Consider the following 26,923-nt stretch of genomic DNA (forward strand, 5'->3'; position numbering starts at 1 on the left):
AGAAGATAAACCCGGTTGATTTCCATGGATGCCAGTGAGCTAATACAGCGCTATGATTCCGGTACTACAGACTTTCAAGGAGAAAATCTGTGCGGTGTGGATTTAGACGGTGCCGACCTCATTGGGGTAAATTTCACAGACTGTGATCTGCGAGGAGCCAGTTTTGTGTTGGCGTATCTCAATCGGGCAAACCTCAGCCGCGCTGATCTATCGGGTGCGCGATTGTGTGGAGCCAATTTAAGTCAGGCTGATTTACTGGCAACAAACTTGCGGGATAGCGACTTGCACGGCGCGATTCTTTATGCTGCCGATTTGCGCGGGGCAGATATCACGTTGGCAAATTTGTTAGATGCAAACCTGATTAGTGCGGATTTACGCAACGTTAACCTAAGCGGCGCAAATCTACGGGGTGCTTGCTTGCGGGGTGCCAATCTTCGCTATGAGAAGCGATGCTATGAAGGCGCAAATCTCCGAGGAGCAGATTTACGCAATGCCGATCTGCGCGGCGCAAATTTAACGGGTGCAGACTTGAGCAAGGCAGATTTGAGCGAGGCAAACTTGAGCGAGGCAAGCCTACGGGAAGTCAATTTAACGGGTGCTATTTTGGACGGCGCAGAGCTGAAAGGCACATTTTTAACAGATGCCATTCTTGTAGAAACGAGCCTTCGGAAAGCCATGATGGTGAACGCCAAGTTAGAACGAGCAGACCTGACTGAGTCGGACTTGACTGGATGCAACTTAAACGATGCCAATTTAACAGCGGCAATATTGGCGAAGGTAAAATGCACTCAAGCAACCATGCAGCGATCGCGCTTTAACCGAGCTGATCTGAGCCGTGCCGATCTGCGGGGGGTCAATCTCACAGAAACAAATTTTATCGAAGCCTACCTAGGTAGAGCCGATTTGCGTGGGGCAAATCTGACCGATGCAAACCTGGCAAAAGCAGAACTGAGTAGCGCAAACTTAACCGGAGCCATTCTACGCGGGGCAACTATGCCGGATGGATCAAACCATGAGTAAATTAGAGAGTGGGAATCACAAACCCCGCGAATTGTCTAGAGTTGCCAACCGTTGCGGTTACTCATGCTTAGCAAAAAAATCCTTCTAAGCGATCGCAGGACGCAAGCCAATTGATCTTGTTATACCCTGCACCCAGCGCCAACCATATCAGGACTCTCTGGAACTTTGGAGCAACCCAAAGCTAGCTAGCGCGGGATTCCAATGACGTAAGTTTAGCGAGATTTCATGTCTGAAATTGCATTTTTCGCCATGGATGCGATCGCTTGATCGGTTGCCTTCGGCAGGTGATAGTACTTTCCTCCGGCATTCTTTGCCAGTTCTTTAGCGAATCCAGTGGAAACAAACTTATTCTCTGTGTCGATGACGAGTAGCTGAAAGCCGATCGCTCGAATTTTCCCAGCGATATTCAGCAGTTCTGCTTTAATATCAGGCTTCTCGCCGTCTTCCATCGTCTCCCCCAGCGATCGTGCCAAAGGCACATTCCCGCGCCCATCGGTAATCGCCACAATCACGACCTGCCCAATATCACCTGACTGCTGCGCGTTCATGCCCACTCGTACCGCTTGGGTGAGTCCATGCGCCAAAGGAGATCCCCCGCCACACGCCATCCGATCAAGTCGGCGTTTTGCCGCCTCAATTGATCGCGTGGGTGGCAGCAATACTTCTGCCTGCTCTCCCCGAAACGGAATTAGGGAAACCTGATCGCGATTTTGGTAAGCTTCCGTCAGCAATCGCAATACGGCTCCCTTTGCCGAGTTCATCCGGTTCAGCGCCATGGAGCCAGACGCATCTACAACAAACACCACCAGTGCTCCAGCTTTCCGGGCAAGCCGTTTGGCGCGGATGTCGGGTTGCTCAACAAAGACTCGTTTCCGGGGTGCGGAGTTATCCTCCCGCCTTGCGGAGTTATCCTCCCGCCTTACGGTTGTCTCCTGGCTGCGTTGACGGCGAGATTTTTGGTAGGGTGCGGCGGCTCGGAGGGTAGCGTCTACAGCGATACGGCGTACCTGACCTTTGGGCAGCACGGGTTTAATGTAGCGACCGCGATCGTCCGAAAAGATAGTAGTGCGGCTCCCCGACTTGCCGCGCTTCGTTGCCATCTGGGCAAAGTAGAGTACTTCTGGATCTAAAATTACCCCTTCTGGATCAAACACAAACTCCTCTGGGACGCTGTTTGGTTCCTGTAGTTCTTGATCGTCTTCGTTTTCTTGATCGTCCTCGTTTTCCTCGTCTTCTTTGCCCTCCTCGTCCTCTTGATCCTGCTCTGATTGGTTTTGTGGCGGTGGTGGTGGTGGTGGTGCTTCTTCGGGTGGAGTTTGCACGATTGTTGATCGCGGAATAATCACTAGCTCCACGGCACGGCGCAAATCTTCGGCACTCACCTCCGTGCGTCCTTCCAAGGCAGCATGAGCTTTAGCAACCCGCACGGCAAACAGTTCGGCTCGATGTCCTTGTACGCCACCGCGCAGGGCTTCTGTGACCAGGTATTCAATCTGTGTTGGCTGAATCCGCACGTCCTTTAGCCATTCCCGTGCCAAAATAATTTGAGTTCGCAGAGAATCCAAATCTTCGGCGTATTGGCTCAGAAACTCTTGGGTATTGTTGGCATACTCGGTTGCCTGCTCCACTGCCAAAACGCGATCGCCGATATCTAATACTCCATCCGCAGACAGGGCGATCGCAATCCTATCCAACAAATGCTCTCGCAAATCTCCTTCTTCCGGGTTGTAGGTCGCAATTAACAGCGGCTTACAGGGATGACGAAAGCTGATGCCCTCGCGCTCAATCTGGTTCCAGCCATCCGTTAGCACCGACAGCAGCAGATTAGAGATTTGGTCATCTAGCAGATTAATCTCATCCACATACAACACGCCCCGGTGCGACTCAGCCAGCAATCCTGGTTGAAACACCGTCTCGCCGCGCTTAATCGACTGCGCCACATCTACCGACCCAATCAGCCGATCCTCTGTAATGCCCAAAGGAATTTGGATGAACGGCGAGGGGATGATTTGAGTGGAAAGTGAGGAGTTCAGGGTTTGGAGTTCAGAGTTCGGCAAATTATCTTCCATTTGCCCCAACTCCTTCGGAGACGCTTCATAGGCGCCATTCTCCATTCTCCGCTCGATAGTGGCATCGTCCCATTCGCTGGGTAGATCGGGGTTGCAGTTGAGCGAATTTTGGACAATCTCGATCGGGGGTAATAAGGCATGCAGTGCGCGTGCCATGACGGATTTTGCAGTGCCTCGCCGTCCGGCAATGACCACACCACCCAAACCAGGATCAATAGCTGCCAACAGCAATGCCGTTTTAATGGCTTCTTGCCCAACGACGGCAGCGAGTGGAAAAGCGGTGATTGCAGGGCTAAGAACAGACATGAAAACCTTTTGAACGTGCTTCTAAAGATGCTTTAGATCTCAGCATACCAATGATTCGAGCTTGTTTTTCTTGTGTAAGGCCTATAGATAATTTATCCATCACTGTAAATTAGCGAATTTCAACACTGCGCTCACCTTTCTGTGCAAATCGGTAGGAGTTGAGCACTTCTTGGAGAAATATGTTAAATTTTTTCCAACAACTGAAGCCAGCTTAATTTGCTTCTGTCCAATCTATGTAATTGGCAAAGCGAAGCGGAGGAACCACTTTTTGGGGCGAACCGGGGGCGTTTTAGATTGAAGATTTTGGATTGAAAGTTCCTAGCTATCGATCTCCAATCATCAATCTGTATCCTTTGGAGGGCATCTCTCAGCCCTAGCCCGTCAGCTAACTCCGTCAGCATTGAGAGAGGACTGAAGAGTCAGCATTTTAGCGAATGCACGGCTTGCCAGTGTCTCTTGCCCGTACTGCTCAGTTCTTGTACCCGCTTGCGATATTGAGGTGCTGTGATGTTGCTAATGAATTTAGCGGTAGCTTTTGCTGCGATCGCCCAATCAACCTGGAAAAATTCCAAACCAATTTTGCTACGAGACACGGTTTTGTTGCCTGCTCTAGGCTTTTTAGGCATCATTGCTCTGTGGTGGATCATTGCGTTATTCCGTCGTGATTTGATGCCCACGCCACCGGAGGCGTTTGTCAACAATCTGGATTTTATTCTGCATCCTTTCTACCAGCGCGGTCCAGGAGATTTGGGCATCGGTTGGCTGTTGTTGGCGAGTTTACGGCGGGTGATTATTGGGTTTTCTTTAGGGGCACTGGTGGCGATTCCACTCGGTTTTTTGATTGGCATGTCTCGCTCGGTGATGCTGGCATTCAATCCAATGATTCAAATTTTCAAGCCAGTGTCTCCGTTGGCATGGCTGCCGATCGCCTTAGCCATTTTCAATCTGGCAGAGCCCTCAGCAATTTTCGTAATTTTCATTACGTCCCTGTGGCCCACCATCATTAACACCGCTTTAGGCGTGTCGAGCGTTTCTAAAGACTATCTGGATGTGGCGCAGGTATTGGAAATGCCCAAGTGGCGGCAGATTTACAAGATCATTCTGCCAGCCAGCTTGCCTTATATCTTCACTGGACTTCGGATTAGCCTAGGGATTGCATGGTTGGTCATCGTTGCAGTAGAAATGCTCACGGGTGGCGTTGGTATTGGCTTTTTTGTGTGGGATGAGTGGAGTCGCTTAAACCTGAGTTCCGTTTTCCTGGCGGTGCTGGTGATTGGTGTTACGGGCTTGCTTTTGGATGTGGCGATCGCGCAACTCCAAGCCCTCGTTACCCATCGCCGCCCCTCGACTGTCAATTCATAAACTTGAGTTCTAATTTTGAATTGAATCAGCCTGGTTGATCAGGAAACACTTGCTGCTTCAACCCTATTCTTATCAGCTTCATCCTCAAAACTTAAAACTATCATTCTCCCACTGCCATGAGTAATTCTTGGACGCGACGCGAATTCTTGCTGGGTGCTGGTGCAATGGCAAGTGGGGCAGCGCTATCTTCCTGTCAAATTAGCGCCGATCGCTCAGCCCAAGGCTTGACTGAAGAAGCCAGAGCGATCGCGCCTGTGATTCGCTCAGAAGAACTGGAAAAGCCGGATATTACGGTTGGCTATGTGCCTGTCAATGACTGCGCTCCGTTTGCGATTGCCTGGAAAAAAGGTTTCTTTCGCAAGTATGGGCTAAATGTGAGGCTGAGCCGCGAAGCCAGTTGGGCAACCTCCCGCGACGGACTCATCTTCGGTCGTCTGGATGCCTCGCCCGTGGTTTCAGGTGCCGTGACCAATGCCCGTATCGGTGCCGAAGGTGCTCGCCATGCGCCACTCTGCGCCGGAATGGTAATCCATCGCCACGGCAACGCCATGACCATGAACAAAGACATGTGGGACTTTGGCTTGCGTCCTTGGCATGAATACAACGGCGATCTAGAAACCTTTGGCAAACAGTTCCGCACTTATTTTGACAATCAGCCACCAGAACGCCGAGTTTGGGCAGTGGTGCTCAGTTCCGCCATTTATGAATACTTTGCCCGTTATCTATCTGCTGCTGCTGGAGTCGATCCGCTGAAGGAGTTTCGCATCATCATCGTGCCGCCGCCGCAAATGGTGACCAATATGCGGATTGGCTCAATGCAGGCGTATATGGTAGCGGAACCCTGGAATACTCGCGCCATCACAGGCAACATGAATGTGGGCTTTACCTTCGCCCAAGGCAAGGAAATTTGGCTGGGACATCCTGATCGCCTATTGGGTGTAATGGAATCCTTCATCACTCAATATCCCAAAACCTATCGATCATTGCTCAAGGCAATGATTGAGGCCTGTCAATATTGCGGCAAACCGGAAAATAGTGCAGAAGTCGCTACGCTGATCACCGAGCGATCGTTCACGGGAGCCAAACCTAAAAAAGGACCAGTGGATAAATTTACCCGTCCGGGCATTGTGGGGGAATACAACTACGGCGGTTTTGATGGCAAAAAGCGCGTGATTTCGTCCGCAGATACCACTCTGTTTTTTGACCTACCCAATGATTTTCCTAAACAGCCCGGAGAACATTCCACCTTCATGTGGCGATCGCGCAGCTTGTGGCTGATGACCCAAGCAGCTCGCTGGGGACAGATTGAAGACATCCCAAAAGATGCCAATCAAATTGCTGCCCAAGGATGGCGGACTGATATCTACCGCGAAGTCGCTGCCGATTTGGGTATTGCCTGTCCCAAAGATGATTACAAAGTTGAACCACCTGAAGCCTTCATCGACCAAAAGGGCTTCGATCCTAGCGATCCCGTTGGCTACCTTAACAGTTTTGAGATTCGCGCTAATCGACCTACCGCAATTTATATGAGCTAAAGAATTGATAGGGGCTAAAGGAGAGGTTGAACCTTAAGTTTTCAACCTTGAACTTATCCCAACTCGAAGCTCAACATTCACAACTCTCGCCACCACTCCTTGCTCCTCCTAAAACATCATGATTAAATCCACCGTCCAAACCAATAATGTTCAGCCCAATTCGCTATCTTCTGAGTTTTTGGTGATTGAAAACCTGAGCAAAGCCTACCCAAACCCAGATGGTAGTAGTTTTGTAGTGTTAGATGACATTAGCCTCACCGTTCGGGATGATGAGTTTGTCTGCCTAATTGGGCACTCTGGCTGCGGCAAATCGACCTTGCTTAAAATGGTGGCAGGGTTAGAGAAAGCGACTGCCGGACGAGTCACCTTGGAAGGTAAGGAAATCCGCAAGCCGGGAGCCGATCGCATGATGGTGTTTCAACATTACGGCTTGCTACCCTGGCTCACGGTACGTGAAAATATCCGATTAGCCGTGGATGAAGTGTTGGGGCATCTGCCCAAATTAGAAAAAGCGGCGATCGTCACGGAGCATCTGGCAATGGTGAATCTGACAGCCGCCGCAAACAAGTACCCCGACGAGATTTCGGGGGGGATGAAGCAGCGGGTTGGTATTGCCCGTGCTTTGGCAACTCGCCCTAAAATGCTGCTGATGGATGAACCCTTTGGAGCACTGGATGCCCTCACCCGTGGCAAACTTCAACGGCAAGTGCTGGATATTTGGGAGAACCAGCGTCAAGCCGTGTTAATGGTGACTCACGATGTAGATGAGGCAATTTATATGTCCGATCGCATTGTCATGTTGACCAATGGCCCCAACGCCAAAATTGGTGAGATTCTAGACGTGCCTTTCGCCCATCCCCGTAATTTGCCCGACCTGCGCGAAGATCCTCGCTACTATGAGCTTCGTAACCACACATTAAACTTTTTAGATCACCACTTCAACAGTGAGGAATAGACCCTAATAAACCGCGATCGCCCTCACAAATAACCGAAACTCACCTGGCTTAAAATTGGGATTTAGCGCCCCATTATATTCAAACTTGCTCAGCATTAACTGAAGCGATCGAATGCGTGCGGTGTTTAACGCTTTGGCATTGGCAACAGTTTTAGCCCGAAATACTGGAGCCATCAGGTTAAACGGAATTCGCACATCTATCCATTGATTCGGCACGGTATCGAATGAATAGGTATAGGCGAGGCTATCCCAGGAATCTTCATCTCGCACCAAAAACTTATAGCGTTGCCCGTCGCCTTTCAGCCGTAGCTCAATTCCAGTGTGTCCCGTTAGGTTGAGTGGGGGATCGAAATTGCGGGTACGAACGGAGGCAAAACCACCCGAATTTTCAGTGGAAACGTTGCCCGTAAACAATGCTGCGTTTTCCTCTATCTGGAAAGAACTGGCACTGACCCCTCCCATAACCACATCATCTAATGCTCCCCAAACTTGGCTTAGCGTGGATGATGGCTGGCTAAAATCGAAAATTAGCCCTGCTTGAGGCTGGGGCGGCGGCGGTGGAGTAGAACCAAAAACCATATGCTGGAGCCAACTAACGACAGGAATGGTCTCGAAAAAAGAGAGGGTTTGCAGGAATCGCCCCGCATCCCAGGATTTGCGTTCTGGTTGAGACATAAAGCAGGGTTCGAGTGAGAGAGTGGGAAAGAGGCGATCGCCCTTCCCTGAAAATAACACTTCTCATTTTTAGCGATCGCGACCTGTTTTTGTGTCAACTCCCCCACCTTCATATGACTATCTTCCATCCGAACGCGCCCAAGCCACGGTAAAATTTTCAATCGATGACGATTTTTGCAGGCTGTTGCTCTCTAAATATTTCATCCAGCCCTTTTTACGCCGAGGTTTTTGTGCTTCTCCAATTTCTTGGACTCATTCTAGTCACGAGCATCCTACTCATTGGGTTGTATTTTCTGGCATTAGAAATTCAGTATCGCGATCGCCCTGGCAATAAATTGGTGGCAACCGTTGGACAGTGGCATCTTCAGGAGCAAGAACTGAACCACTATCGGCTGGTGGGCGAGATGGAGCTAATTAACCGCACTGCCAATCTCGAAATTATGGTGCCGCAGATAGAGGCAGAAGTGAAATTGCTATCAGGCGGAAGTTTGATGGGCGTAACAACTCAAACACAAGTCGTTTCGCATCATCCTGATGAAACGGCTCGTCCAGATAATTACTGGTTTGCTTACATCGTTAAGGTCGGTAAACGGACGACCTTGGAAGTACAAATTGATATTCACGGGGCTGATCTGAGTCAACTGAAAACGGCGTGGGTGCAGGTACATTACCTGACGTATGGTCCACAAGGGCGAATTCCCAAAACGCGCCATGTGATTGTGCCGTTCCAGTTTCCTGATCCGGCAGAGTCTAAAAATTGGCGGTCAACACCAACGGCTGAAGTGTTGCCCATTCGGACCCATTTATTGACAGAGTTAGATACTCCTGCGGAGGTGGTCCGGCGCTATGTGAGTCCTCATGCCAAGCCAGGGGATGTGGTGACGATTGGGGAAAGCCCGATCGCGATTATGCAAGGTCGCTTCCGAGATCCTCAAGAAACTAAGCCAGGATGGGCTGCCAAACGGCTGTGTTATTTATTTCTACCCACTTCTAGCCTAGCAACAGCCTGTGGATTGCAAGCTCTAATTGATTTGGTCGGTCCGCTGAGAGTGTTGGCGGCGTTTCTAGTGGGCGCGATCGCTAAAGTTTTTGGTAAGCCGGGGGTCTTTTATCAACTGGCAGGGGAGCAAGCTCGCCTGATTGACGACGTAACGGGCACTTTGCCGCCCTATGACCAGTTCATTGTGTTGGGACCAGAGAATCCTCAACAGGTTGTGGATGTGATTCAGCAGGAAACGGGTTTATCAGCGGCGATCGTCGATGTCAACGATTTAGGAGCCGTCAAAGTGTTGGCTGCTTCACCCAACGTGGCAGTTCAGATGCTCCAGCAAGCTTTAAAGAAAAATCCGGCAGGGAACGCCGATGAGCAAACCCCAGTCGTGTTAATTCGTCCCCTTTAATCAAGCTGCATCTACAGCCATCAATCTAGAATTAGTATCTGTCACACTGGCGAATTCGCTAAACCGATTAGAATGTTAATGTGATCTTCAGTTCATTTCTGGCTGATTCAGCATTTTAATCAATGACTCAATCATTCCCTCAACCCACCGACGTTTTAATTCGCCCTGTTCAGTATGGTGATATAGAAACTGCTGATCGGCTGTGTGATGAAGTCGAAGGCGAAGAACTACAGTTTTCTATCAATCCAGATAAGCCTCTCAAGCCACTCCGCTGGTATGCCCCCTGGCGATTTCTAAGCTTTTTGGTCAACCGTTCCCACCTGTTTGGTGCCTATGTTTTTGGGCAAGATAATAAACTAAGGGGAATTGTCAAGATTTCTCCGTTTAATCGCACTCGCACTACTTGGCGGGTTGATCGGGTTGCAATAGTAGATGAACCTGTGAGCTTGGATGAGCCTGTGAGCTTGGATGAGAGCGCGATCGCGGTTGATACTGCCCCTTTACCTCTCAGTGATATCGGTTCTCATTTATTACGTTACTGCTTTGAAACCGTTTGGGAAGCTCGGACGTGGTTGCTCGAAGTTAACGTAAATGACAATGAACTGCTGGCGCTGTATCGGCAAAACGGCTTCCAGCCCTTAGCGCACATTACCTATTGGGAGATTGATCCAGCCCTTCTACAAAGCCTTGCAGACCGAGAGCCAAATCTACCCAATTTGCTGCCCGTGAGCAATGCAGATGCTCAGCTACTCTACCAACTCGACACCATGTTCATGCCGCCTTTGGTACGGCAGGTGTTCGATCGCCATCTTTCTGATTTCAAAACTAGCTTGATTGATTCATTGCTTGATGGAGTTAAAAACTGGCTGAATCAATTGGAAGTGGTGAGTGGTTATATTTTTGAGTCGCAGCGAAAAGCCGCGATCGGCTACTTTCAGATTCAGCTTTGCCGAGATGGTTCTCGTCCTCATCAGGCGCAATTGACTGTCAATCCCTCCTACACTTGGCTATATCCCGAGCTGATGTCTCAAATGGCACGAATTATCCAAGAGATGCCAACCCAATCGCTTCAGCTTGCTTCTTACGATTATCAACCTGAGCGAGAAGAGTACTTAAAGCAATTGGGAGCCGATCGCATCGCCCATACGCTAATGATGTCGCGATCGGTGTGGCACAAGGTTCGAGAATCTAGACTCAGTGGATTTGAGAATCTCCAGCTTCCAGAAGTTCTGCAAGGGCTTCAACCTCGTAAGCAGCCCATTCCTAGCCGAATTAACCTGCAATCGATCAGCCAAGCTCTGCAACAATCTCAAGCTACCCTAAAAATTCGTTCTAAAGGGTCTTCTAAATCGATTCAACCTAAAAATGCCATCTTAAACTTGTCTTCTAAAACGGATTTTTCTGACCATCCGCCTGAAGGTCCGTGTTGTTAGGCGGTGATGGTTGATGCCGATTTCTGCGTTGGGTCTAGATGTTGGTAAGAAACGAATTGGGGTTGCTGGCTGCGATGGCACGGGACTCATTGCCTTCGGAATTGAGACGATTGAGCATCGTTCATTTAAAACTACCCTGGAACAGTTGCAAGAGTTAGTCACTGATCGCCAGGTGAATGTCCTAGTGGTTGGGTTGCCCTATTCTATGGATGGCAGCTTGGGATCTCAGGCTCGGCAAGTACAAAAATTCGCCACTGCGATCGCCCATGAACTAAACCTTCCAGTGGAATATGTGGATGAACGGCTGACTTCATTTGAGGCAAAAGAGATGCTAAAAGCAGAAGGAATTCCAGCCACCAGACAAAAAGGACTCATTGATCGCAAAGCAGCGGCAATTATTCTGCAACAATGGCTAGATGAACGAAAACTGCCCAAGCATTCTGCCCTTGATTGTAACGAGAATTAAGAATTCTTTTGAAAAATTCAGCCAAAATAGGCAAAGGTGAAACAGACTTTGGCAGAATGCTTCTTGGGCACTATGCATGAGGAGTAGTCTTGCAATGGATGAAAACGAGATTGAAATGGATGCAGAAACAGTAATTTTGACCGATGATGCTGGGCGAAAAATTGCCTGCACAGTTGAGCGGTTTATTGAAGTAGAAGAGCAGGACTATGCTTTGCTAGTTCCTGTAGACGCACCTGTCGAAATTTTTGCTTGGCAGGGTGAAGCAGACGATGATGAAGAGGCAATTCCCGTTGAGAGTGAAGAAGAAATAGATATTCTGTTTCCAATTGCAAAAGCCGTTTTAGAGGAGCAAAATCTAACTCTAAAGAGGACAGCGGTTGTATTAACGGTAGAAGGAGACTTGCCTGATCTAGAAGATGAAGACGAATTTATCGAAATTACTTCCGAAACAGACGAAGAAGATGTTGAAGAACTGCAACTCTTAGCGCGGTTTTACCGTGAGGAAAAAGAATTTGCGGTTTATGCTCCGCTTGATCCATTTTTTATATTGGCGCGGATGGATGAAAATAACCAGCCTCGTCTGCTTTTGCCGGAAGAACTGGAGAAACTTCAGCCCTTACTTGCTGATATCGAAGATCAACTTTTTGATGATCTCGACTCGAACTAGGAAAAAAGCGATCGCGGTTAGCATAAAAGCCTGCCGCGATCACTTTTTCTGTCTCAAACTGCTGTAATTACAGCTATGATGGATACCCTTTTTATGGCTAAACGATTTCCCAAAGGTTTACTCTTCTTCGCGATCGCCCTAGCCCTGCTAGGAACAGCAACCTGGCAAACCTGGAACTGGTGGTTGACGACAACAGCCCCCATTTTATCCAGCCCTGCTCAGGCAGATGCCAAACCGATTAATCTGCGCGTTGCTCCTGGCACATCTGCCCAAGAAATTGGGCAAGATTTAGCATCCTTAGGGCTAATCCGGTCAGCTACAGCTTGGAGCCTATGGACTCGTTGGACAACTTTTCAAGATGCTAAAGGTGGCTTTCAATCAGGCACCTATCAACTCTCCAAAACTCAGTCTTTGCCAGAAATTGCCAGCACGATTTGGACAGGCAAGGTGACGCAACTTAGCTTCACGATTCCAGAGGGCTGGTCTATACGTGAAATGGCTCAATACTTTGAGCAAGAAGGCTTTTTCTCCGCTAAGGACTTCTTAGCGGCAGCAGATCAGGTTTCTTTGGCGCAGTATCCTTGGCTGCCAGCCGCCAGCCCAGTATCAGGTTTTCCACGACTAGAAGGCTACCTTTTTCCTGATACTTACCAAATCGCTTCACCCGCTCAGCCAGATGCCGTGATTCAGCAAATGCTCGATCGCTTTGAACAAGTAGCATTGCCCATCTATCAACAACAAAAAGATAAGACTCTCACCTTGGCGCAATGGGTCAACTTAGCCAGCATTGTGGAAAAAGAAGCGGTGGTTCCAGAGGAGCGCAATCGAATTGCGGGCGTATTCACAAATCGGTTAGAGAAAGGGATGCCTTTGGCTTCTGATCCCACGGTTGAATACGCCTTTGGCATTAAACAAACGCCTGATCGTCCATTATTATACCGAGAGGTAGAAACCCCACATCCCTACAATACTTATGTCAATCCGGGCTTGCCCCCTGCGGCGATCGCCAGCCCCGGTAAAGCTAGTTTAGAAGCAACCCTTAATCCTGAAAACACCGATTATCTTTACTTTGTTGCCCGATACGATGGTACCCACGTATTCAGTCGCACCTTAGCTGCTCACCAAGCTGCCCAAAACACCATTCACGATCAGCGGGATGCCACAAAATCTCTCGCCCAATAAAATAAGCTTTGTAGAAAATTCTGCCGCATGGGGCAAGTTAACAGTAGCTTGCAGGATGGGGATGGCAACCTAAGAGGTAAGGATGGGGGTGGCAACCTAACAGTCAATTTTTTCCAAGCTAATTATTCAAAATAAGATTTCTATGTTTTGGAGCAAACTTTTACAACCGAACCTGGTGATTCCGGGCACTATTCTTCAGATCACGCCTGAATTGCTGAATGCCCATCAACTCAAAGGGTTAGTGCTAGATGTAGATGAAACCCTAGTGCCGTTGCGGGCTGCTCAAATATCCAAAGAACTCTTGCCTTGGGTTAAAGAAGTGCAGCAGGTGGCAACGCTATGGCTTGTTAGCAATAACGTAAGTGAAGCGCGGATTCGGCGAATTGCCAAAGCCCTTGACTTGCCTTATATTTCGGGCGCTGCTAAACCCTCTCGACGTAAGGTTCGGAGAGCCGTTGAGTCTATGGGTCTACTACCAGAACAAGTGGGAATGGTGGGCGATCGCCTGTTTACCGATGTTTTAGCAGGAAACCGCCTTGGCATGTTTACCATCCTCGTAGAACCAATGATACATCCCGACTTTGATCCTCGAAAATCGTCTTTTCACACCTTGGAAGTTTGGCTTTCTCAAGCCTTGGGTGCGTCGCTACCATCCAATCGCTCTATGAAAGAAACTAATAAACCTACATAATGGTGTGATTTATAAGAATACAAAGAAAACATTAAGAATTTTTTTAACGTCAAGTTTTACTGGCATTCTTATAGAAGATTCAATGAGGTCAGCTAAATAAAGACCTTAAACATATTTTTATGAGTAATAGATAGAGCGCTAATTCCCAGTTGATAGGGGGTTGGCGCTTTGTCTTATCTAGACTCTTAATCTTCTCTTACTGATTCATGCCTCAAACCATCGTTGTTAAAATTGGCACCTCTAGCTTGACTCAGCCAGAAACAGGTAGCTTGGCATTGTCAACTATTGCAATCTTGGTAGAAACGCTGAGTCGGTTGCGCTACCAAGGATATCGTGTTGTATTGGTATCTTCAGGAGCAGTGGGGGTAGGCTGTGCCCGTTTAGGTTTAACAGAGCGCCCTCGAAGCATTGCTCTCAAACAGGCGGTTGCAGCCGTTGGACAAGGACGATTAATGCGCATATACGATGATTTATTCAGCGTGTTACAGCAGCCGATCGCCCAAGTGTTGTTAACTCGCGGAGATTTGGTGCAGCGCAACAGCTATATCAATGTAGAACAAACGTTTCAGGAATTGTTACAGTTAGGGGTCATTCCCATTGTGAATGAAAATGATACAGTGGCGGTGGATGAGCTTAAATTTGGAGATAACGATACGTTATCAGCATTGGTGGCAAGCCTAGTCAAAGCAGATTGGCTATTTTTATTAACCGATGTTGACCGCTTGTATTCTGCTGATCCTCGCAGCAATCCTGATGCGAAACCAATTTCGGTAGTGCATCGACTCACTGACCTTAAAGAGTTACAGGTGCAGATCGGCGATCGCGGCTCTAGTTGGGGAACGGGGGGGATGATGACCAAAATTTCAGCAGCTAGCATTGCCACAGGTGCAGGCGTGCGAACGGTGATTACTGATGGGCGTACTGCCCAAAATATTGAAAAGATTTTGCAAGGCGAAGCGATTGGTACCCAGTTTGAACCCCAATCTCGCCCCGCCAATGCGCGTAAGCGCTGGATTGCTCATGGATTAGTGCCAATGGGTAAGCTTTTTTTAGATGAAGGCGCTGTGCAAGCCATTCGTCACGCTGGAAAGTCTTTGTTAGCTGCCGGAATTATTCATGTGGAGGGCGAGTTTGAAAGTCAAGATGCGATCGCAGTGTGCGATCGTTCAGGTGAAGAGGTTGCCCGCGGAGTCGTTAATTATAGGAGCGTGGAACTGAGAAAAATTCAAGGGCATCAATCCGATGAAATTGAACAGATTCTGGGTTACCCCTGTCCAGAGACGGTCGTTCATCGAGATAATCTTGCATTAATGAATGAATCCTAACAGTGGTCAAACAAAGGAAGGGTTAGGATTCTTCAAGGAGTGCGATTTTCGTAGAGAGTCCCGTGGAAAACTTCGCTAATGTTTCACGAATCGCCCACTGCCGTTCTCCGAGAAGAAGACTGTACCAACGCTTTACGACGATTGCTGGAGTAGTCTGCGTGAGTCGGTGCATTGAGAGTCAGGCTTTCCAAGCCCAGGCGATAGCCAACGTTTCGGACGGTCTGAATTAAGTTTGGTTGGCGTGGATCGGTTTCCACTTTTTTCCGCAGCGATAATATGTGCGTGTCAACTGTGCGAGGGTTATCAATTGCATCAGGCCAAGCTCGACGCAGCAATTCTGAACGACTAAGCGGCAGACCTTCTGCCTGTGCTAACACGTATAAAAGACTAAATTCTTGAGGGGTCAGATCGATGAGTTCCTCCCTAAATCGAACCCGGCGATGAACCAAATCAATTTTCAAGTCCCCACAGTCTAATGAAATAGGCGGCGGCATTGCTATTCGGCGACGGGTTAGAGCCTCTACGCGTGCCAAAAATTCCTGCATTCCAAAAGGTTTTGTCAAATAATCATCTGCACCAGCCCGCAGCCCTTCTACAATGTCGGCTTCGGTGTTTCGGGCAGATAACATCAAAATTAAGGATTGCTGCTGTCTCAACCAACGACAAAACTCAACTCCGTCTCCATCGGGCAATTCCGAATCCAAAATCACCAAAGCTGGCTGGCGATGCTGAAACACATCCATGGCTTGACGAATGTCAGCAGATTGGTAAACAACCGAACCTGCCTGCTGCAAATGCCACCCCAGCAGCGATCGCAAATGGGGATTTCCTTCAACAATCTGAATACAAAAAGCTCCCACTCAGGCTCAAATCCCTTCCGATTCGTGTCTTCAATTTAACAGAGACTACTACTCATATTTGTAATCAGCGTTACTCAGAAGGTAGTGCATTCTGTTCTTTACATCACTAAAAATCTTTCTAATGGCTTAATCGAAAAGTACGAGAACTTGCTTCATTAAAGTTAAGATGGGGTTATTAAATTGGGTTAGGTGATTACTATTTCTGTGAATCGGCTTCATCTGGTTTAGCGGAAAGACAGCAGTCAACTAGTCTCATAAAGGTAAAGGCGCTTTTCATATCCCACTATGTTGCAAGACACCTTAACAATTCGGTACTATCAACGGTTAACTGATTCTCTAGTTGACCTATGGAGTCGCGGCTACCGATTTGACGATTTGCGATTGTATATTGATGGTTACCTTGCCGCACTAAGGCACGCTAACAGTCTTGAAGCGTATCTTATCCATCGATTAGAAGAAGAGGTTACTCGCTATCTCTACGATGTCTCTAACTTTGAAAAAACAGAGCCGGAAGCTGAGCGTGGTTATTATTAGATACAAGAAACCCCTTTGTTCAATTAACAAAGGGGTTTCTTGTACTTATCAAGTATGAATGGCGATCGCTAGCGGTTGAGAGCGATCGTCAAGATGCCAGCGCCACTTCTACTATCTGCTGCAACTCACCTTTCTGATAAAGCTCAATCAGAATGTCAGAGCCGCCCACAAATTCTCCATTCACATAGACTTGTGGGATAGTGGGCCAATTGGAAAACGCTTTAATTCCATCTCTGATTTCAGCATCTGCCAAAACATCAATTGTTTCAAACGGAACTCCCAAAACGTTGAGAATTTGAACAACGTTGTTTGAAAAACCACATTGGGGCATCAGTTTATTCCCCTTCATAAAAACCATCACTTTATTGTTTTGGACCAAGTTTTCAATCCGTGCTTTAGTTTCTGGAGTCATACATCTACTTTAGGTAATGGGTTATTTAGTTAACTATCAAACGCTGAATATTTATAGGCTTTGCGAAGCTAAACAGTTTGCTTAGCAGACTCCCATGCTTCGGGCGTATAGGTTTTGACTGCCATTGCATGGATCGCTCCGGTTAACATTTCAGTTTGAATGGCATTGTAAACAAGCTGATGCTGTTGAACCAATCGCTTTCCTTCAAAAACTGGAGATACCACAATCACTTCGTAGTGTTCACCATCGCTCGTCACAACCTGAACGTGAGCATCGGGTATCTCAACTTTAATCATAGCTTCAACCTGATCGGGGCTGACCATCGACCCTCCTTATCTTGTTGAGTGACTCAACCTAGTTTAACGATTTAAAACTGATTTGATGTATTTGCTTGAGGTTTTACTTGAAATCTCTCAATATCGAAAGCCAAAAAGTAAAAATTATGGATTAGAAGCAGTTTGCTGCTCGACTGGTCATTTATCTGGCAGAGGTGGGGGCAGGGGCAGAGCCATCGGCACGAGGTCGAGGAAAAGGAGAATCTACAAAGCCAAGTTCAAAAAGCTGTTGATAAGCTCTTTTACCTAAATCACGAGTGGGTTGTTGACTGCGGATAATTTGCACCAGTAGGGGAACTGCCAGCTCAGACTGGTTTTGAGCACGATGCACTAATGCAAGTTGATAAGTTGCATTATCTCGCATTTCGGCGGTGTCTAAAGCTTTGCGGCGATGTCCATCCGCAATTCGATTATCAATTCCAGAAAAACTGCCTGCGAGTTCTTGATAGAAGTTGGAAAGCTGGTTAAAAACTTGACGTGCTTCCTGAAATTTTTTCAGCGCTAGGGGATAATTTTGGGAGGAAACAGCACTGTTGGCTTCCTGCATCAGCTTTGTACCGCCTTGCAAGCTGAGAATCCCAGTTTCTTGGCTAGTAGGGCTGACAACGTTGGGAGCATTTGGATCAATGGGCTTCGCCTGGTTCGGACCCGTTGGCAATTCCTGCGCCGATAAAGTTTCGGGCTTAAAGACGCTGGAAGCGATCAGAATCGACAAGGATGTCAAACTAGCAATGTGAAGAAAACGAAGCATTCCAGAGGATTTCATGAGGCAACGTTGCTAAAGGAAACGGGAATTAGTTGAACTCATGTATATTACCACTGCAACTTGTCATGCGTCGAAGTACCTAATTGTTCTTGCTAGAAACGGAGTAGTCGGGATGGTGAATATAGAGTGCAAAGTGGGGATCTCAAATCTTCGTGGCGCATCCATATCCAGCAGGTATGTCTATTCCAGCAATTGAGCATGTCTACCACATGTAATAACCACTATGGATACTTTGATTTTAAGAGAGGAGCCTTTTGAGAAAAACTTGGAGTAGTCTGGAGAGGCGATCGCGCCTTTTCTTATAATCGCGCTAACGAAAATTCAGTCTATAGCAATTTGTAGCAACTGCTTGAGGTGCCTCTATGACGAACCAAACTCCTTCTCAATCCGATTCTGCTCCTCCCAACCAATCGATGCCAGAGGCGAGTATGGGTAGGGTTCTTCAGCGAGGTGGGGAAGAATTGCTGATTGAAAAGGTGAGCGATCGCTTTACGGTGAAAGCGTCGGATCATTCAGTGATGGTGGATTTGGTCAAGCCGCTTCCTGCTGAAGTCAGCACAGAACAGGGTCCTCAGCAGCTAACGGAAATTGTGGTGGAGCCAGGTCAGCGCGATCAGGTGATGCAGCAAGTGCGCGAGTCGGATCAAGTAGACTACGCCAGTCATGTCTATCAATTTCAAGATGATCCAATGTCGCGGGTATACATGACGGATCAAATTACGGTGCAGTTTGCGCCACAGATAAGCCCAGAAGCGATCGCCCAAATTGCGACCGAGGTTGGATTACAGCAGGTAAAACCTGTGGTGGGTATTCCCAATACGTTTGTCTTTCAAGTCACGGCTGCTGCCCAAGAAAATCCTGTGAAGGTGACTAATCGTTTGATGCAGCGATCGGAAGTGTTAGTTGCTGAACCCAATATTGTGGTTGAGTCGCAGTCTCTCTATCGTCCGAAAGATCCGATTTATTCCAAACAATGGCACTTAAATCATAATGGCGGCTCTGATTTGGCACCCAACTCTCACATCTTTGCAGAACAAGCCTGGGATTTGACTAGAGGTGTGCGATCGGTTGTGGTCGCCATTATGGATGATTCCGTCGATTTAAACCATCCCGATTTCCAGGGTGCTGGCAAAATTGTTGCTCCACGGGACTTTAAGGACAATGATTTTTTGCCCATGCCCGGTGAACCCGACGATGATCATGGAACGGCTTGTGCGGGTGTTTCTGTGGCTGAAGAAACAGGTAAAGGTGCAGTAGGCGTTGCTCCTGGCTGTGCTCTCATGCCCCTCCGCACCAGCGGATTTTTGGATGATGAATCCGTTGAGAGTTTATTTGATTGGGCGATGACCAAAGGAGCCTCCGTCATTTCTTGCAGTTGGGGACCCTCGGCAGTGTATTTTCCCTTATCGCTACGGCAGCGGAATGCGCTATCTCGTGCTGCTAGCGAAGGGCGAAATGGTAAAGGTTGTGTGATTATGTTTGCCGCTGGTAACGCCAACCGCCCGATCAATGGCAAGGTAACCGAGCAAGGATGGCCCAATAACGCTTTGAGGGGAGCAACCGATTGGCTGAACGGATTTGCTATTCATCCTGATGTGATTGCGGTTTCGGCTTCCACAAGCCTGAATCGCAAAGCCGCCTATAGCAACTGGGGCAGAGAAATTTTAGTGTGTGCCCCTAGCAACAATGCGCCTCCTGGATTTGGTTTGCAGGGGGTGGGCTATGTCTACACGCCACCCGCTGTGCGGGAAGAGTTAGTCGGATTAGGCGTTGTCACCACTGATCGCTTGGGGCAGCCGGGTTATGATTCGGGTGATTTCACCTCTGATTTTGGTGGCACTTCTAGCGCCTGTCCAGTAGTGGCGGGAGTGGCGGCGCTCGTTCTGTCTGCCAATCCAGACTTAACAGCGATGGAAGTCAAGCAAGTGTTACAGCAAACCGCTGATAAAATCGTTGATCCGAATCCAGATCCACAGTTTGGGTTTCGCAAAGGCACCTATGAAGTTGGAGGACGCTGTGACTGGTTTGGCTATGGGAAGGTCAATGCATTTAAGGCGACTCAGGCAGCAGTGCAAAGAAGAGTACTCGCGATCGCGCCTTCTCGTCAAATTCAGCTATCTAACTCCACCAGTCTAGTAATTCCTGACAATAATCCCCAAGGCATTATCAGCCCGATTCAAGTCACGGAGACTAGCTCAGTTCGCACCATTCAAATCAATTTAGAACTGCAACACAGCTTTTTAGGTGATCTGGAAGTTAGCCTAATAGCTCCTTCTAAGCAAACCGTACTGCTGCAAGCCCGTACCTTAGGTTGCAGAACGACTTGGCAGGCAACCTATTCTCCCCAATCTACTCCAGCGCTAAGTCGATGTGTGGGTCAATCGGCCCAAGGAACCTGGCAACTTAAAGTCGTAGATGCGGCTTTGGGAGACACTGGCACCTTGAAAAATTGGCAATTGACTCTAGGCTTATGACTAACGTCAAGTTGGTGAAAATCACTCGTGTTCTAAATTCTCTAAAGCCAACGCGTCCATGGCGGCTTGAAGATCGGCTGTGAGCCGCCTCGCGTTTTGTTTATGCGAACCCTGGCAATAGTCAGGAACACGAAGCGGCGTGCCAATGACAACGCGAACCGAACTACGCCAAGGCACTAAAGAGTCGCTGTAATGAATGTTAATAGGTACTACTTGAATACCAAGGTCGGTGCAGCCGGTTTCTGCTTGAATTGCCAGTCTCGCCAACCCTGGTTTCAGGGATTGAACGCAAGTCTCTCGAAAAATATTGCCTTCAGGAAAAATTACCAGTGTTTCGCCCGCCTCTAGTAACTCCACGCCATGCCTTAGACTCGCGATCGCCGGACGGTCTGTATTAACCGGAAAACCACCCATACGCCGAATAAACCAGCCTTGCAGCCCAGTGACTTCGTTCGCCGATACCATAAAGCGCAAATGTCGTCCGGTTATATCATGTCCTGCGGCATAAGGCAACGTCATAGCATCCCACCGAGAGCGGTGAGTTGGAGCCAAGATCACCGATCCACTAGAAGGTAACCGCTCTCTGCCAATCACCTCGATCCGCTTAAAGTAGATCGGCAACACAAAATAGCGTCCCAACGGATAAAACATCGCCATTAACCAATGCAAAACGCGCGAAGGAGCAGGAGGAGCGGCTTTTTTGATAGGTGATAAATCAGCAGGTTTTAGTGGTTGAGAGGATGAACAGTTACCCTCAAAGGACTCAGGTTTTTTTTCGTCTTCAACAGGAAAAACAGACTTAAAGAGAAATTCAAATGGATACAGGGAGTTAAGCGATCGCATGATGCTAATAAAAAGCGGTTAGATGCAGAGACAGTAATCGGTATATCCACCGTAGATGCACCCAGACGACCTGTCTTCATACCTGGGACAGTTTGCGTGGTGTCATTGGAGAGATTCCATTTTTACGAGGAACGACGATTACCAAACCATGATTGCAATTGCTGACGACAGGAGGTTTCTAAGATACCACCAATTACCGGAAAACGATGATTTGAGCAAGCACTATCCGGTAAATTCAGCACACTGCGAATGGCTCCAGCTTTAAGATCATCTGCGCCATACACCAACGTTCCTAACCGCGCCAATATCAAGGCACCCGCACACATGGGACAAGGCTCCAGGGTGACATAAAGCGTGCAACCATCTAAACGCCACGTATTGAGGGTATCCCCAGCAGCGCGAAGGGCGAGAATTTCAGCATGAGCAGTGGGATCGTGGTCACGTTCTCGGCGATTTTCTGCCTCGGCGATCGCCTGTCCCTGTGGGTTAATAATCACTGCACCGACTGGGACATCACCGGCATCTCCTGCCGCATCAGCCAGGGCGATCGCCCGCTCCATCCAGCGGCAGTGGTTTTGATACTCTGGGTCATCCAGTAAATACTTCCTGCCAATCATGCAGATTGCAGCAATGGATCAAGCTGACCTTGAGCATCTAAAGCATAAAGATCATCACACCCGCCCACATGCTGATCGTTAATAAAAACTTGGGGTACACTGCGACGACCCTGAGATCGCGCCGCCATTGCCGTCCGTGCGGCTTCATTCCCATCAATCTTGTGTTCAGTGTAATTCACGCCTTTCCACCACAGCAGCAGCTTGGCACGAATGCAAAATGGGCAAGTCTGCCAGGTATAAATTTCTACATTGGCATTGATTTTTTCTGGATGGCGGCCGAGTAAGGAGTTAAGCAGTTTCATGGTAAATAGTGGTGAGGATCGGTGAGTTCTAATTTTTGAGTTTTGTACTCTGCACTTTGGACTCCAGGACTTTACACTTTGTTGTAAACGCTAATTCTTCGTTTTACTGCGCTATTGCTTTTTCTAGCACTTCTGCATGGATGAGGGCGCGATCAACAAGAAATTGAATCTGGTCAGAGGACAGGGGGTCGCCATTGGCGTAATGTTCTAGCCAAGTTTGGCAAATGGCGTTAGGGTCGGTCGGGATCTGGTCGAGTTCCCATCCTGGCAAATCAAGGTCACGCATTAACTGGCTCACCTTGGGATCATAGCTGAGCGCAAAGCAGCGACACTCGGAGGCGGCAGCCATGATCAGCCCGTGGAACCGCATGGCGATCGCCATTTCTACGCCCCGAAACAACCCTTTTAGCTGCTGGGGATCTTCTATCATCAGCACCTTGGAACCTGGAATCTGAGGCTGCATGGCTTCGGCGATCGCCAAATCCTGAGATCGTTGAAACGGCACCAGCAAAATACAAGCTTGGGTCGCCTGCTGAAACAGGATCAAAGCGTGGGTCAACGCCGCAAGATGTGCTGGAGTGAGTTGAGGATGAATCCGAAGATTGACTGCAACTCTCGGAGCAGGCAAATCCCAAAGTCCTTGAACAGGACTGCCTGTCATCGCCCAAACCGGATCAGGTGCCAGCGTAAATGGAATGCCCCATTGCGATACCCAGTTAGCAGAACGACTATCGCGCACACTGATTGCATGACAGCGAGAAAAGGTTTGTTGAGCCAGCCATTGAGTAAAGGGACGGTGAAGCGGTCCAATGCCCTGCGCCCAAGCGATCGTGGTTAAGCCCATGCGTTGCGCCAACTGCATCAGCCCAGTGTAATAAAGCGGACTGAAGGCACTAGTGGCATCTTGGATCAGGCTGCCACCTCCCCAAATAAAAACCTGCGATTGACGCAGCGCGTTGAAAACCACGATCGCGTTGTTTCGGTCAATCGCCTCTACCCCAAAGCGATCGTGGGTTTGACTGGGATTACCCGACAGCACCACAGGCGTAACCGTTTTAGGTAACAGTTGCAGCAGTGATGCCAATAGCGCTTCATCACCGCCGTTTCCCTTACCGTAGTAACCACATAAAACCGCCCGTGTTCCCATAGGTAGTAGATTTTGAACGAGTTATAAATTTTGTTCGCGTTGTATTTCCGTAGGAAATATTTTGAGTGAAGATTCACCCGCAGCCTTAAGTCGAATGACTCCCTTACTAAACTATCCTGAAGACAGCCCCTATCGATACATTCGCTCTGCATTTCCTATGAACGCTTTGTCAATTCCTACCTGGATTATTCATATTTCAAGTGTTGTTGAATGGATTGCTGCCATTTGGTTGATTTGGAGCTATGGAGAGGTGATCAACAATCCAGCTTGGAAGGCACTTTCGTTTGGCATGTTGCCTGCCCTTGTTAGCGCCATGTGCGCCTGCACCTGGCACTTTTTTGATAACCCTTCGTCGCTCGCTTGGCTAGTTACGCTACAGGCGGCAATGACTGTTTTGGGAAATGTGACTGTCATGCTAGCAGCCTGGTGGATTTGGCAAAGCGCTCAAACGAAGATAGACGGCTAGTCATTCAGTATTAGGGTGTTTATGAAAGATTGGATTGTGCCAACGTTGGGAGCACTGGTTTTTTGGGGCTTTTGGGGCTTTTTACCAAAAATTACAACGACCTATCTCGCGCCTCGGAGCGCCATTGTTTATGAAGTTCTAGGCGCAATTGTATTGGCGATCGCCATGCTAATTTCTCTTAATTTTCAGCCCCAGGTTCACCCCATTGGCATCGGCTTGGCAATGACCACTGGAATGCTGGGGTTTGCGGGTGCCTTTTGCTTTCTCACCGCCGTGCTCACAGGTCCGGTAACACTGGTAGCGACTGTTTCTGCCCTCTACCCAATCGTGAGCATTTTCCTTGCGATCGCCTTCCTCCACGAAACCATCACGCTCCAGCAAGGGATCGGGATTGTGCTGGCAATAGTAGCAATGATCCTAGTAGCAGCATAAGGAAGTGCAGAGTGCAAAGTACGGAGTGTGAAATGTGATATGTCGAAAGATCCCAAACCCCGTACTCCAAACCCCGTACTCTACTCCTTATTCCCTTCTATCCCATGTTGCTTCAGTTCTTCTAAGGTCACATGTTTCAGAGCGGCGGCATGGGTCGATGCGAGAACCACAGGTGGTGCAACTCCGTCATCTAAAGCTTCTTTCCAGCGGGAGGCACACAAACACCAGCGATCGCCCGGTTTCAATCCGGGAAAGCCATAGGCAGGCATGGGAGTCGATAGGTCATTGCCTTGTGCTTTGGTATAGGTCAAAAATTCTGCGGTAACTTGGGCACAGACGACATGCACGCCCACATCACCGCTGCCTGTAGTGCAAAGTCCATCGCGGTAATAGCCCGTCATGGGCGAGGTGCAGCAAAGCTCGAGCGGTTCACCCAATACGTTTTTGGCTTCAGTCATGATGATTGCCTCGCTAAACCCTGATCTATCGTAGTCAACTTCGTTCTAATGGTGAGCAATGGTGTTTTAGAATCATTGCTAAAAAGCGTGATCGCCTACCCAAAAAAAGATTCACTTGGGCCGTGATGGGGCGATCGCTGAAGACTATTGCCCAAGCTGTTTGAGCATAGATTGGGGATGATCTCAGCGATCGCTCCTTCGTCTACATTTCTATTTTCACACCCTTCCAGAAGGCAACATAGCCTTTGATGTTTTTCGCTGCATCCTTTGGTTCGGGGTAATACCATGCTGCATCTTTGTTTGCTTGCCCATCTACAACCACGTTGTAGTAGCTAGCAGTACCTTTCCAAGGGCAACCGGTGTGGGTGTTGCTTTCCTCAAAATAGTCTTTGTTGAGCGAGTCGGGTGGGAAGTATTGATTGTTTTCAACGACTTCACAGTGGTTGCTTTCGGCGAGGACGGCACCGTTCCAGATAGCTTTGGGCATTGTTAAGTAATCTCGTTGAATGGTTCGCCTTTAGCCTATCGAAGTGCCACTTGTTTTTGCAACGCGATCGCGCGAAGTAGTTAAAGTGCAATAACAACGGCTAAGGGCTGTATATCAAGCGTTTGAGTCAATTTTTTAATGGACTGAACCTGAGAAACTTATTGGAAAACTTGCCAAAGGTGGAGGTTGGAAGTTCAATAGCAGCTAGACCTTTTTGATTGCTGCCCTATGCCTTGCCAAGCAACCCTGACCCAGCTTGTTAGTTTGCTCAACGCCACGCTAATCAATTTATTAGACGATGCGGCACTAACAACCTTAGCAACAGGGATCACAACTGATACTCGCGCTATCAAACCTGGAGAAGTGTTTGTAGCATTGCGCGGTGAGCAATTTGATGGGCATCAATTTGTGACGACAGCGTTTGAAAAGGGTGCGATCGCAGCCATTGTGGATGGCGAATTTTTGAGGGCAGATTTTGACACTCAGCAGGCTGAACAGCCATTTCCGCTAATTCAGGTAAAAGATACGCTAGTGGCATATCAGGCGATCGCCCACTGGTGGCGCACCCAGTTCACTATTCCAGTCATTGCTGTGACGGGTTCCGTTGGCAAAACGACCACCAAAGAGTTAATTGCTGCTGTTCTTTCACATGCCAGCCCCGGTTTACCTCAAGTCTTAAAAACTCAAGCAAATTACAACAACGAGATTGGAGTACCCAAAACGCTGTTAGAACTGGATGCCAGTCATGACTACGCGATTGTGGAAATGGGGATGCGCGGACGAGGAGAGATTGCATTGCTGAGCACCATTGCCCAACCTACTATCGCGGTGATTACGAACGTTGGCACTGCTCATATTGAACGATTGGGATCAGAACTTGCGATCGCCCAGGCAAAATGCGAACTTCTAGCCGAGCTTTCCGCTGACAGTATCGCCATTCTCAACCACGACAATCCCTTACTCCTCAAAACAGCCGCTGAAGTTTGGCAAGGCAAAACCCTCACGTTTGGGCTAGATGGGGGAGACATTCACGGGCACTTGCTCGATCCAAATACGCTGCAAGTCGAGGGCATTGATCTACCCTTGCCCTTGCCCGGTCGCCACAATGCCATTAATTATCTAGCAGCGTTAACGGTGGCTAAAGTCTTGGGTTTAGATTGGTCGCCGCTCATGCAAGGGATGACCGTAGAGCTTCCGGGCGGACGTGCTAAACGCTACGACCTCCCAAACGACATCGTGATTTTAGATGAAACGTATAATGCGGGACTAGAATCCATGCTGGCATCTCTACATTTGCTCATGCAAACCCCTGGCAAACGGCATATTGCAATACTGGGCACGATGAAAGAATTGGGGGAGCGATCGCCAGAGTTTCATCAACGGGTTGGGTTCACGGCTCAACAGCTTCAGGTCGATTACCTGCTGATCCTCGCCGATCCTCTCGAAGCTGCCGCCATGAAGGCGGGTGCCGCGGGAATTCCTACTGAATGCTTTACCAGTCAGTCACAACTGGTCGAACGGTTGAAAGTGCTGGCGCAAAGTGGCGATCGCCTGCTTTTCAAAGCATCTCGTGCTGTTGGACTTGACCAAGTGGTGAACCAATTCCGTCGCGATCGTTGCCAGTAATTGAATCAAGGTTCTTACACACGCGTATTCACAATAGGTTGATGTCAGCTACAGCTCAAATCAGCGGTGGCAGATGTC

28 protein-coding genes and 1 riboswitch are annotated in these 26,923 nt (G+C 48.5%); of the genes, 16 read left to right on the forward strand and 12 right to left on the reverse strand.

All coding sequences use genetic code 11. The annotated features are described in order from the left end of the window. Positions 1-24 precede the first annotated feature (24 nt). Positions 25-1,020 (forward strand): pentapeptide repeat-containing protein, encoded by a 996-nt coding sequence (locus JOY44_RS19580; protein ID WP_171575237.1) that lies wholly within the window; start codon positions 25-27, stop codon positions 1,018-1,020. A gap of 212 nt (positions 1,021-1,232) precedes the next feature. On the opposite strand, the gene bchD is transcribed toward JOY44_RS19580, so the two are convergent. After that, the gene (gene bchD / locus JOY44_RS19585; protein ID WP_171575238.1) at positions 1,233-3,395 is read right to left on the reverse strand and encodes a magnesium chelatase ATPase subunit D; all 2,163 of its coding nucleotides are present in this window, start codon (positions 3,393-3,395) and stop codon (positions 1,233-1,235) included. 207 nt (positions 3,396-3,602) lie between these two features. Beyond that, positions 3,603-3,809, forward strand: a riboswitch (cyclic di-AMP (ydaO/yuaA leader). Between the two features lie 93 nt (positions 3,810-3,902). Between bchD and ntrB the strand changes: the two genes are divergently transcribed. The 3 genes from ntrB to JOY44_RS19600 all read left to right on the forward strand — a co-directional run bounded on the left by ntrB (position 3,903) and on the right by JOY44_RS19600 (position 7,247). Continuing rightward, complete coding sequence (gene ntrB, locus JOY44_RS19590; protein WP_171575239.1) at positions 3,903-4,757, forward strand: nitrate ABC transporter permease; 855 nt, start codon at positions 3,903-3,905, stop codon at positions 4,755-4,757. 116 nt (positions 4,758-4,873) lie between these two features. Beyond that, on the forward strand, positions 4,874-6,292 hold the full coding sequence (locus tag JOY44_RS19595; protein WP_171575240.1) for an ABC transporter substrate-binding protein: 1,419 nt from the start codon (positions 4,874-4,876) through the stop codon (positions 6,290-6,292). 118 nt (positions 6,293-6,410) lie between these two features. Beyond that, positions 6,411-7,247 (forward strand): ABC transporter ATP-binding protein, encoded by an 837-nt coding sequence (locus JOY44_RS19600; protein ID WP_171575241.1) that lies wholly within the window; start codon positions 6,411-6,413, stop codon positions 7,245-7,247. Positions 7,248-7,250: 3 nt separating this feature from the next. Here JOY44_RS19600 and JOY44_RS19605 read toward each other — a convergent pair whose 3' ends face one another. Beyond that, the gene (locus tag JOY44_RS19605; protein WP_171575242.1) at positions 7,251-7,922 is read right to left on the reverse strand and encodes a CIA30 family protein; all 672 of its coding nucleotides are present in this window, start codon (positions 7,920-7,922) and stop codon (positions 7,251-7,253) included. Between the two features lie 164 nt (positions 7,923-8,086). On the opposite strand from JOY44_RS19605, the gene JOY44_RS19610 reads away from it, so the two are divergent. From JOY44_RS19610 to proB, 7 genes are all read left to right on the forward strand, one after another. Then, complete coding sequence (locus JOY44_RS19610) at positions 8,087-9,322, forward strand: hypothetical protein (RefSeq protein ID WP_197985588.1); 1,236 nt, start codon at positions 8,087-8,089, stop codon at positions 9,320-9,322. Between the two features lie 122 nt (positions 9,323-9,444). Then, a complete protein-coding gene (locus JOY44_RS19615) occupies positions 9,445-10,755 on the forward strand; it encodes a GNAT family N-acetyltransferase (protein ID WP_171575243.1) in 1,311 nt (436 codons plus the stop codon). A gap of 13 nt (positions 10,756-10,768) precedes the next feature. Next, a complete protein-coding gene (ruvX, locus tag JOY44_RS19620; RefSeq protein WP_171575244.1) occupies positions 10,769-11,221 on the forward strand; it encodes a Holliday junction resolvase RuvX in 453 nt (150 codons plus the stop codon). Positions 11,222-11,315: 94 nt separating this feature from the next. Next, the gene (locus JOY44_RS19625; RefSeq protein WP_171576128.1) at positions 11,316-11,888 is read left to right on the forward strand and encodes a DUF3727 domain-containing protein; all 573 of its coding nucleotides are present in this window, start codon (positions 11,316-11,318) and stop codon (positions 11,886-11,888) included. Positions 11,889-11,981: 93 nt separating this feature from the next. After that, positions 11,982-13,070 (forward strand): endolytic transglycosylase MltG, encoded by a 1,089-nt coding sequence (gene mltG / locus JOY44_RS19630; RefSeq protein ID WP_171575245.1) that lies wholly within the window; start codon positions 11,982-11,984, stop codon positions 13,068-13,070. A 142-nt stretch (positions 13,071-13,212) separates the two neighbouring features. Next, entirely contained in the window at positions 13,213-13,761 is a 549-nt protein-coding gene (locus tag JOY44_RS19635; protein WP_171575246.1) for a YqeG family HAD IIIA-type phosphatase, read from the forward strand. 206 nt (positions 13,762-13,967) lie between these two features. After that, complete coding sequence (gene proB / locus JOY44_RS19640) at positions 13,968-15,086, forward strand: glutamate 5-kinase (protein ID WP_171575247.1); 1,119 nt, start codon at positions 13,968-13,970, stop codon at positions 15,084-15,086. A gap of 83 nt (positions 15,087-15,169) precedes the next feature. On the opposite strand, the gene JOY44_RS19645 is transcribed toward proB, so the two are convergent. After that, positions 15,170-15,946: a response regulator transcription factor gene (locus JOY44_RS19645; RefSeq protein WP_171575248.1), complete on the reverse strand. Its 777-nt coding sequence runs from the start codon at positions 15,944-15,946 to the stop codon at positions 15,170-15,172. 285 nt (positions 15,947-16,231) lie between these two features. On the opposite strand from JOY44_RS19645, the gene JOY44_RS19650 reads away from it, so the two are divergent. Then, a complete protein-coding gene (locus JOY44_RS19650; protein WP_171575249.1) occupies positions 16,232-16,480 on the forward strand; it encodes a DUF6761 family protein in 249 nt (82 codons plus the stop codon). 88 nt (positions 16,481-16,568) lie between these two features. On the opposite strand, the gene grxD is transcribed toward JOY44_RS19650, so the two are convergent. The 3 genes from grxD to JOY44_RS19665 form a co-directional block, all read right to left on the reverse strand. Next, complete coding sequence (grxD, locus tag JOY44_RS19655; protein WP_171575250.1) at positions 16,569-16,892, reverse strand: Grx4 family monothiol glutaredoxin; 324 nt, start codon at positions 16,890-16,892, stop codon at positions 16,569-16,571. A gap of 68 nt (positions 16,893-16,960) precedes the next feature. Continuing rightward, complete coding sequence (locus JOY44_RS19660; RefSeq protein WP_171575251.1) at positions 16,961-17,215, reverse strand: BolA family protein; 255 nt, start codon at positions 17,213-17,215, stop codon at positions 16,961-16,963. 154 nt (positions 17,216-17,369) lie between these two features. Then, complete coding sequence (locus JOY44_RS19665) at positions 17,370-17,978, reverse strand: hypothetical protein (RefSeq protein WP_242541809.1); 609 nt, start codon at positions 17,976-17,978, stop codon at positions 17,370-17,372. 377 nt (positions 17,979-18,355) lie between these two features. Between JOY44_RS19665 and JOY44_RS19670 the strand changes: the two genes are divergently transcribed. Continuing rightward, positions 18,356-20,467, forward strand: coding sequence for a S8 family serine peptidase (locus JOY44_RS19670; protein WP_171575253.1), 2,112 nt, complete (start codon positions 18,356-18,358; stop codon positions 20,465-20,467). A 21-nt stretch (positions 20,468-20,488) separates the two neighbouring features. Here JOY44_RS19670 and JOY44_RS19675 read toward each other — a convergent pair whose 3' ends face one another. From JOY44_RS19675 to csaB, 4 genes are all read right to left on the reverse strand, one after another. Further along, on the reverse strand, positions 20,489-21,310 hold the full coding sequence (locus tag JOY44_RS19675; protein WP_171575254.1) for a lysophospholipid acyltransferase family protein: 822 nt from the start codon (positions 21,308-21,310) through the stop codon (positions 20,489-20,491). A 122-nt stretch (positions 21,311-21,432) separates the two neighbouring features. Next, positions 21,433-21,927: a tRNA adenosine(34) deaminase TadA gene (tadA, locus tag JOY44_RS19680; protein ID WP_171575255.1), complete on the reverse strand. Its 495-nt coding sequence runs from the start codon at positions 21,925-21,927 to the stop codon at positions 21,433-21,435. Next, on the reverse strand, positions 21,924-22,229 hold the full coding sequence (grxC, locus tag JOY44_RS19685) for a glutaredoxin 3 (protein ID WP_171575256.1): 306 nt from the start codon (positions 22,227-22,229) through the stop codon (positions 21,924-21,926). Before grxC ends, tadA begins: the two co-directional genes overlap by 4 nt. A 103-nt stretch (positions 22,230-22,332) precedes the next feature. Further along, positions 22,333-23,376 carry a polysaccharide pyruvyl transferase CsaB gene (gene csaB / locus JOY44_RS19690; RefSeq protein WP_171575257.1) on the reverse strand — a complete coding sequence of 348 codons (1,044 nt, stop codon included), beginning with the start codon at positions 23,374-23,376 and terminating at the stop codon, positions 22,333-22,335. Between the two features lie 61 nt (positions 23,377-23,437). On the opposite strand from csaB, the gene JOY44_RS19695 reads away from it, so the two are divergent. After that, positions 23,438-23,842 (forward strand): DUF2499 domain-containing protein, encoded by a 405-nt coding sequence (locus JOY44_RS19695; RefSeq protein WP_197985590.1) that lies wholly within the window; start codon positions 23,438-23,440, stop codon positions 23,840-23,842. Positions 23,843-23,863: 21 nt separating this feature from the next. Beyond that, a complete protein-coding gene (locus JOY44_RS19700) occupies positions 23,864-24,274 on the forward strand; it encodes an EamA family transporter (RefSeq protein ID WP_171575258.1) in 411 nt (136 codons plus the stop codon). Positions 24,275-24,354: 80 nt separating this feature from the next. On the opposite strand, the gene JOY44_RS19705 is transcribed toward JOY44_RS19700, so the two are convergent. Both JOY44_RS19705 and JOY44_RS19710 read right to left on the reverse strand, forming a co-directional pair. Further along, a complete protein-coding gene (locus tag JOY44_RS19705) occupies positions 24,355-24,732 on the reverse strand; it encodes a DUF2237 family protein (protein ID WP_171575259.1) in 378 nt (125 codons plus the stop codon). Between the two features lie 202 nt (positions 24,733-24,934). Further along, the gene (locus JOY44_RS19710) at positions 24,935-25,219 is read right to left on the reverse strand and encodes a DUF427 domain-containing protein (RefSeq protein ID WP_171575260.1); all 285 of its coding nucleotides are present in this window, start codon (positions 25,217-25,219) and stop codon (positions 24,935-24,937) included. Between the two features lie 228 nt (positions 25,220-25,447). Here JOY44_RS19710 and JOY44_RS19715 point away from each other — a divergent pair, with 228 nt between their 5' ends. Continuing rightward, positions 25,448-26,845: a UDP-N-acetylmuramoyl-tripeptide--D-alanyl-D-alanine ligase gene (locus tag JOY44_RS19715; RefSeq protein ID WP_171575261.1), complete on the forward strand. Its 1,398-nt coding sequence runs from the start codon at positions 25,448-25,450 to the stop codon at positions 26,843-26,845. Positions 26,846-26,923: the final 78 nt, after the last annotated feature.

The sequence above is a fragment of the Leptolyngbya sp. Cla-17 genome, assembly GCF_016807185.1.
Taxonomy (GTDB): domain Bacteria; phylum Cyanobacteriota; class Cyanobacteriia; order Leptolyngbyales; family Leptolyngbyaceae; genus ULC077BIN1.